At 75.2% G+C, this 6,231-nt stretch carries 5 protein-coding genes and 1 pseudogene; 3 read left to right on the plus strand and 3 right to left on the minus strand.

Annotated features, from left to right (window positions below; genetic code table 11):
* Together E1293_RS43180 and E1293_RS43185 are read left to right on the plus strand one after the other, a co-directional pair.
* Positions 1 to 844, plus strand: an 844-nt coding sequence (locus E1293_RS43180; RefSeq protein ID WP_207939452.1) for an ROK family protein, incomplete at its 5' end; no start/stop codon positions are given.
* 53 nt (positions 845 to 897) lie between these two features.
* A complete protein-coding gene (locus E1293_RS43185) occupies positions 898 to 1,590 on the plus strand; it encodes a putative N-acetylmannosamine-6-phosphate 2-epimerase (protein ID WP_132205346.1) in 693 nt (230 codons plus the stop codon).
* Here E1293_RS43185 and E1293_RS43190 read toward each other — a convergent pair.
* Positions 1,545 to 2,516 carry an alpha/beta hydrolase gene (locus tag E1293_RS43190; protein WP_165978675.1) on the minus strand — a complete coding sequence of 324 codons (972 nt, stop codon included), beginning with the start codon at positions 2,514 to 2,516 and terminating at the stop codon, positions 1,545 to 1,547. The two genes, E1293_RS43185 and E1293_RS43190, sit on opposite strands and share 46 nt — an antisense overlap.
* Positions 2,517 to 2,681: 165 nt before the next feature.
* On the opposite strand from E1293_RS43190, the gene E1293_RS43195 reads away from it, so the two are divergent.
* Positions 2,682 to 2,885 carry a hypothetical protein gene (locus E1293_RS43195; protein WP_132205350.1) on the plus strand — a complete coding sequence of 68 codons (204 nt, stop codon included), beginning with the start codon at positions 2,682 to 2,684 and terminating at the stop codon, positions 2,883 to 2,885.
* 150 nt (positions 2,886 to 3,035) lie between these two features.
* On the opposite strand, the gene E1293_RS43200 is transcribed toward E1293_RS43195, so the two are convergent.
* A complete protein-coding gene (locus E1293_RS43200) occupies positions 3,036 to 5,276 on the minus strand; it encodes a SulP family inorganic anion transporter (protein ID WP_243717423.1) in 2,241 nt (746 codons plus the stop codon).
* A 119-nt stretch (positions 5,277 to 5,395) separates the two neighbouring features.
* A pseudogene (locus tag E1293_RS48225) lies at positions 5,396 to 6,231 on the minus strand (hypothetical protein); the annotation flags it as partial.

Genomic DNA, 6,231 nt, shown 5'->3' on the forward strand with positions numbered 1-6,231 from the left:
GTGCGGGGACGCGTCGAGCGGGGAGTCGTTCGCGGCGCTCGACATCGGCGGGACGAAGATCGCCGCGGCGCTCGTGGACCGGGATGGAACGATCCAGCGGCGGGGCCGGGTACCCACGCCGGCCGGGGGAGGGGAGGCCGTGCTCAGCGCGGCGGCCCGCCTCCTGGAAGGATTCGGCGACTCCGCCGTCCGGGCGCTCGGCGTCGGCGCGCCCGGGGTCGTCGACCCGGAGTCCGGGCAAGTCGTGGCCGCCACCGATGTCCTGCCGGGATGGGCGGGGACGCGCGTGCGGGAGGTCCTCGCCGAACGGACGGGCCTCCCCGTCGTCGTGGTCAACGACGTTCGCGCCATGGCTTACGGCGAGGCCCAGGCCGGTGCGGGGGCCGGACATCACCGCGTGCTGCACGTGTCCGTGGGCACGGGCGTCGGGGGCGCCCTGACCACGGACGGGCGTCTCGAACACGGGGCGCACGGCACCGCCGGGGAGATCGCGCATCTGCTCGTCTCCGAACGGGGGCCGGTGCCGTGCGGCTGCGGTCGGTACGACCACCTGGAGGCCGTCGTCTCCGGCCCGGCCATCGAGGCCGCCGGCGACGCGGCGCACGCCGGTCGCGTGCTGGGACGTGCCCTCGCCGGTCTCCTCGCCGTCCTGGACCCGGACGCCGTCGTGGTCGGCGGCGGTGTCGCCCAGATCGGGGCCCCGTTCCTGGACGCCGTCACCGCCGCGTTCCGGGCGGACGCGCTGCCGCCGCTGCGCGCGACACCGATCGTCCCCGCCCGCCTCGGCACCGACGCGCCGCTGGTCGGCGCCGCGATGCTCGCGATGACAAGCCGTTCGCTGTGACAAGCCGTTCGTTGTGACTAGCCGTTCGTTGTGACAAGCCAAGGGAGCCACCGATGACCCCCGAGACCTTCGCCGCGGCCGTCGCCGGGCGCCTGATCGTGTCCTGCCAGGCGGGGGAGGGCCATCCGCTGCGCGACACCGCCGCCCTGACCCGGATGGCGCGGGCGGCGGAAGGGGGCGGCGCCGCCGCGATCCGCTGCGGCGGAGTGGGCGGTGTCCCCGACGTGGCCGCCGTCGCCGCCGCGGTGGACGTCCCCGTCATCGGCCTGACCAAGGACGGGACCGGCGGCGTCTTCATCACGCCCACGGTCGCGGCCGCCCGCGCCGTCGCCGCGGCGGGCGCGCATGTCGTGGCCGCCGATGCCACGTTCCGTCCGCGTCCCGATGGCCGCCCCGTCGCCGCCACGGCCGAGGCCGTGCACGATGCGGGCGCGCTGTTCATGGCGGACGTGTCGTCCCTCGACGAGGGGGTGGCCGCCGCCAAGGCCGGAGCCGACGCCGTCGCCACCACCCTCGCCGGCCACACCCTGCCCGGACCGCCGCCGGACGGCCCCGACCTGGATCTCGTCCGCGCGCTGCGGGACGCGCTACCGGACGCCCTGATCGTCGCCGAAGGGCGCTACCACACCCCGGAGCTGGCGGCGGCGGCGCTGGAGGCGGGCGCGACCTGCGTCGTCGTCGGCACCGCGATCACCGACCCTCAGTGGATCGCGTCCAGGTTCGCCGCCGCGCTCGGGCCGCCCTGACCGGCGGTGAGGACGGTCCGCAGGTCGGCGGTGGCCTGGCGGACGGCGCGGTCCGCGGCCGCCGAGACGCCGCCGAGCCCGAAGAAGCCGTGGTTGAGCGTCGGCCATCGCCGGTGGACCACCGGCACGCCGGCGGCGCGCAGGGCCTCTGCGTACGCGTCGCCCTCGTCGCGCAGCAGGTCGTAGCCGGACGTGTGGACCACCGCGGGCGCGACGCCGCCTAGGTCGCCGGCGCGCAGCGGCGAGACCTGCCAGCCCTCCCCGCCGCCGGGCGGACCGTACAGCTCGCTGAACCGCTGCATGCCGGCGAGCGTGAGGCCGTACCCTTCGGCCCGCTCGGCCCGGGACGGGTACCGCGCGTTCACACCCGGGCCGGCGTACCCGCCCGCGACGTCGGTGACCGGCACGACGAGCAGCTGGGCGGCCAGCGGCACGTCCAGGTCCCGGCAGGCGATGGCGGCGGACGCGGCGAGCTGCCCGCCCGCGCTGTCGCCCGCGACGGCCGTCCGCCCCGGCGACGCGCCGGCGACGTGCAGGGTCACCGCCAGGCAGTCGTCGAAGGCGGCCGGGAACGGGTGCTCGGGGGCCAGCCGGTAGCCGGCGGCGACGACGGTGGAGCCGGTCTCCACGGCGAGCCTGCGCATGTGCTGGCGGTGCGTCCGCAGGTCGCCGGCGATCCAGCCGCCGCCGTGGAAGTACACGATCGTCGCGTCGGTGAACCGGGTCGCCGGCTCGATCACCACGGCCGGGACGGAACCCAGCGTGACCTCGTGCTCGGCGGCCGGGACCGGCGGGTCGGGGAGCAGTGCCAGGGAGCGGGCGTTGACCGCCAGCGAGTGGCGCCGGGCGCCGGCGACCGTGGTGTCGGCGGCCGTCGGGTCCAGGCTCCGCTGCGCGAGCCACTCGGCGATGTCGGCATCGAACACGTGGGACATCCTACTTTGCGCACCGAGCGGCATGAGACTCCCTCGAATCGGGTCACACGACACAGAGGGTCCGATAGAAGGCGCTTACCGTCCAGGTAAGAGCTGATCGCCTAGATCCATGACGACGCGGGGCCGGGGTGCAGGGCCCCGTGGAGAGGAGCGCAGATGATCGTCATCGTGTTCGTGGCCCTCGTGCTCGCCGGGATGCTGGGGGGCCTGGTGTACCTGTGGGACTTCTCGCGCGCCAGCCGGCGCGACGCGCTGTTCCTTCCGGCGTCCGACCGGCGCGCGCGGCGGGCGCGCCGGGTGGCGGGGATGTACGTCCGCGACTACACCCAGCGCGACGACGAGCTCGTCGGCCGCTGGTGAGAAACCGCCCTGACCGGCGGCCGGCCCGGGGATCGGCGGCCGGTGCGGGCTTCGCGGGACGGGGGGTCGTCCTCGCGGAGCCGCACCGGACGGCGAGCGCAGCGGCCCCGGATACCGCCGGTCAGGGCCGCCCCCGCGGCGGGGCGCGCCTCAGGTGAGGGTGCGGGCCTGCCGCGGGGCCTCGTCGGGGACGAGGGCGAAGGTGCCGCTGCCGGGGTCGAGGACCTCGACAGTGGCGGACTTGAGGTCCAGGTAGAGGCCGACCAGCTCGATCTCGCCGGCCTCGACCCGCTCCCGGAGCCACGGATAGGTCAGCAGGTTGTCGAGCTGCTGCATCACATTGATCTTGCAGAGCCGGGTCAGCGGCGGCTCGTCACCGGACGGCTCCTCGGCGAGGAAGCGGGCGAGGCTGTGGTTGCCGTGCCGCAGCCAGCGCGACAGCCCCTCCAGATGCTCGACCTCGGTGCCGGCGGCGAGCAGCGCGGCCATCGCGCCGCAGTTGGAGTGCCCGCAGATCGTGATGGTCCGGATGTCGAGCACGCTGGTGGCGTACTCGACGGTGGCGGACACGGAGTCGTCGGGCGTCCGGGAGCCGTACCGGGGGACGAGCGCCCCGACGTTGCGGTTGATGAACAGGTCACCGGGCCCGCTCGCGGTGATGATGTTGGGTACGACGCGCGAGTCCACGCAGGTGATGAACAGGTGCTGGGGCTTCTGCTCCATCGCCAGCTCGGCCATGATCGGCCGGACGAGCCGGGCCGTGTTGCCGTGGTACTCGCGGACGCCGTTCAGCATGACGTCCGCGGGGGACATCTCGGGCGCATCTAGTTCGGTCTCCGGACGCCGCCGCCGGTTCCCCCAGGGAGCCCACCAGCGGGCAGGTGGAGGAGTCTTCCGCGGCTGAGACATATCGCCTGTCACAGCTCTTTCATACCAAGCCTCATGAACCTCGTCGATGTCGACCCTCCCCCCTTGGCGTTCGTGGGCCAGCCGCCACCGGTGGACGGCGTCGAATGCGGCGTGGTCCATGAAGTCGACGTTGAGGTCCAGGTCGACGCTGGAACCGGCCGGGATCTCCTGCAGCGCCCGCGTCACCCGGGGCACGCCGAGGAAGGTGAACGTCCCCTCGACGACCACGTGCCGGCGGGGCGGGACGGGCCCGTCGCCGGGCGCGGGCACGAGCCGCTCCGTCCGGACCGACAGCCGGGTCAGCCGCCGCAGCGCCAGCACGGCGGCGATCCCGATGCCGAGCAGCACGCCCTCGCCGAGCCCCAGCAGGACGACGCCGGCGAGGGTGCCGAAGTAGGCGGGCGCCTCCCGGTGGTGCCGCAGGTCGCGCACCTGGGCGAGGTCGGTCAGCCGGAGGCCGAGCACGACCAGCAGCGCGGCGAGCGCGGACAGCGGGACCTGCCCGATCAGCGGCCCGCAGGCCAGCGCGAGGACGAGCACCCAGACGCCGTGCAGGACGGGCGACAGCCGGGTGCGGCCGCCGGCGTCCACGTTGGCCGTGCTCCGGACGATCACGCTGGCGATCGGCAGCCCGCCCAGCAGGCCGGACACCGCGTTCGCGGCGCCCTGCCCGAGCAGGTCCCGGTCGAGGTCGGCGGCCGGGAACCCGGCGGGCCGCAGCCGGTCGACGGCCACGCTGCACAGCAGCGACGCGACGGCCGCCACCAGCGCGACGGAGATGACCGCGCCGATGATCCCGGTCAGGGACCCGTGCGGCAGGACGGGGGTGCGCCAGCCGTCCAGCAGCGAGTCCGGCAGGTGCACGCGCGGCACCTGCCAGCCGAGGAGCCAGGCGACGGCGGTGCCGAGGGCGACGGCGGGCAGCGGACCCGGGACGAGCCGCAGCACCCCCTCCTTCGGCAGCCGCGACCAGCACAGCAGGACGAGGACGGTCAGCCCGCCGACCAGCGCCGGATGCGTGTGCGGGTGCGCGACCTGGCCGGGCAGCTCCCGCAGGTTCGCCACGGCCGACTGCTGCGGGGTGCCGCCGAGCACCACGTGCACCTGGGCCAGGACGATGACGACGCCGACCCCGGCGAGCATCCCCTGCACGACGGCGGGCGAGACGGCGAGGGCGGCGCGGGCGACCCGGCTCGCGCCGAGCAGGATCTGCAGCAGCCCGCCGAGCATGGTGATGGTGCACGTGGCGCGCCACCCGTAGGTCTGCACCAGTTCGGCGACGAGGACGGTCAGCCCGGCGGCCGGTCCGCTGACCTGGAGGGGGGAGCCGCCGATCAGGCCCGCGACGACACCGCCCACGACCGCGGCGATCAGCCCGGCGGCGATGGGAGCGCCGGACGCGACCGCGATGCCCAGTGACAACGGGAGCGCGACGAGGAACACGACGAACGACGCGAGCAGTTCGCGCCGGAGAATGGACACGTTGAGTGTCTTTGAAGTCACTCAACGTATATAACCAGGTTTCGCGCCGCTCCACCCCCGGGACACGAGCAGGGCCGCCGGAGGGATCCGGCGGCCCTGCTGCGAACGTTCCGTGGTGCCTAGCGGCGGTAGTTCTCCCAGTCGTCGGTGGGCTGGCGGGAACCGTACGGGCCGTTGTTGTCGTTCGGCTGGCCGCCCTGCTGGTAGCCGCCCTGCTGCCCGCCGCCGTAGAAGCCGGAGCCGTACGCCTGGGTGGCGTTCGGGTCGCTGTAGCCGCCGTGCGCGCCCGGGTCGTGCGGCGCGGCCAGCGGGTCGCCGCCGTTGTAGCTGCTGCCGCTGAAGTCGCCGTAGACGCCGGCGCCGTTCTGGCCGCCACCGTTCTGACCGGCGCCGTTCTGGCCGCCACCGTTCTGGCCGGGGCCGGCGGAGCCGTTGTCGGCCCCGCCGAACGGGCCGAACGGCTCGCGGCCGCCGCCTGCGCCGCCCGCGCCGAGCGGGTCGTCGTAGCGCGGCGACTCGCCGTAGGCGGGGGCCGTCGGGTAGCCGTCGTTCTGCTGGCCCTGCCCGTATCCGGGCGCGGGCGGTGCGCCGAACCCGGAGTCGTAGCCCTGGCCGGCGCCCGGGTCGTATCCGCCGCCCTGGTCGTATCCGCCGCTTTGGCCGCCGCCGGGCGACGGCCACGGACCGGTGTTCCCGGTGTTCGGCGCGCTAGGCGCGGACGTCCCGTACGAGCCGGTGCCGAGCGGGTCGCCCAGCGGGTCGTTCAGCGAGCCGCCGCCGTAGCCGCCCGTGTCGGGCGGGGGCGCGGACGTCCGCTGCCGGTCGGTCTGGATGCGCTGGAGCAGCTCGTCCACGGTCGGGAGCTTGTGGCCGTCGGTGTCGGACCCGCCGCCGGGGACGCCGTGCGCCGCGGGTGCGACGGGCGGTGCGGCGGGCGGCGGGGGAGCGGCCGGTG

Origin of the sequence: Actinomadura darangshiensis, assembly GCF_004349235.1 — a bacterium.
GTDB lineage: Bacteria > Actinomycetota > Actinomycetes > Streptosporangiales > Streptosporangiaceae > Spirillospora > Spirillospora darangshiensis.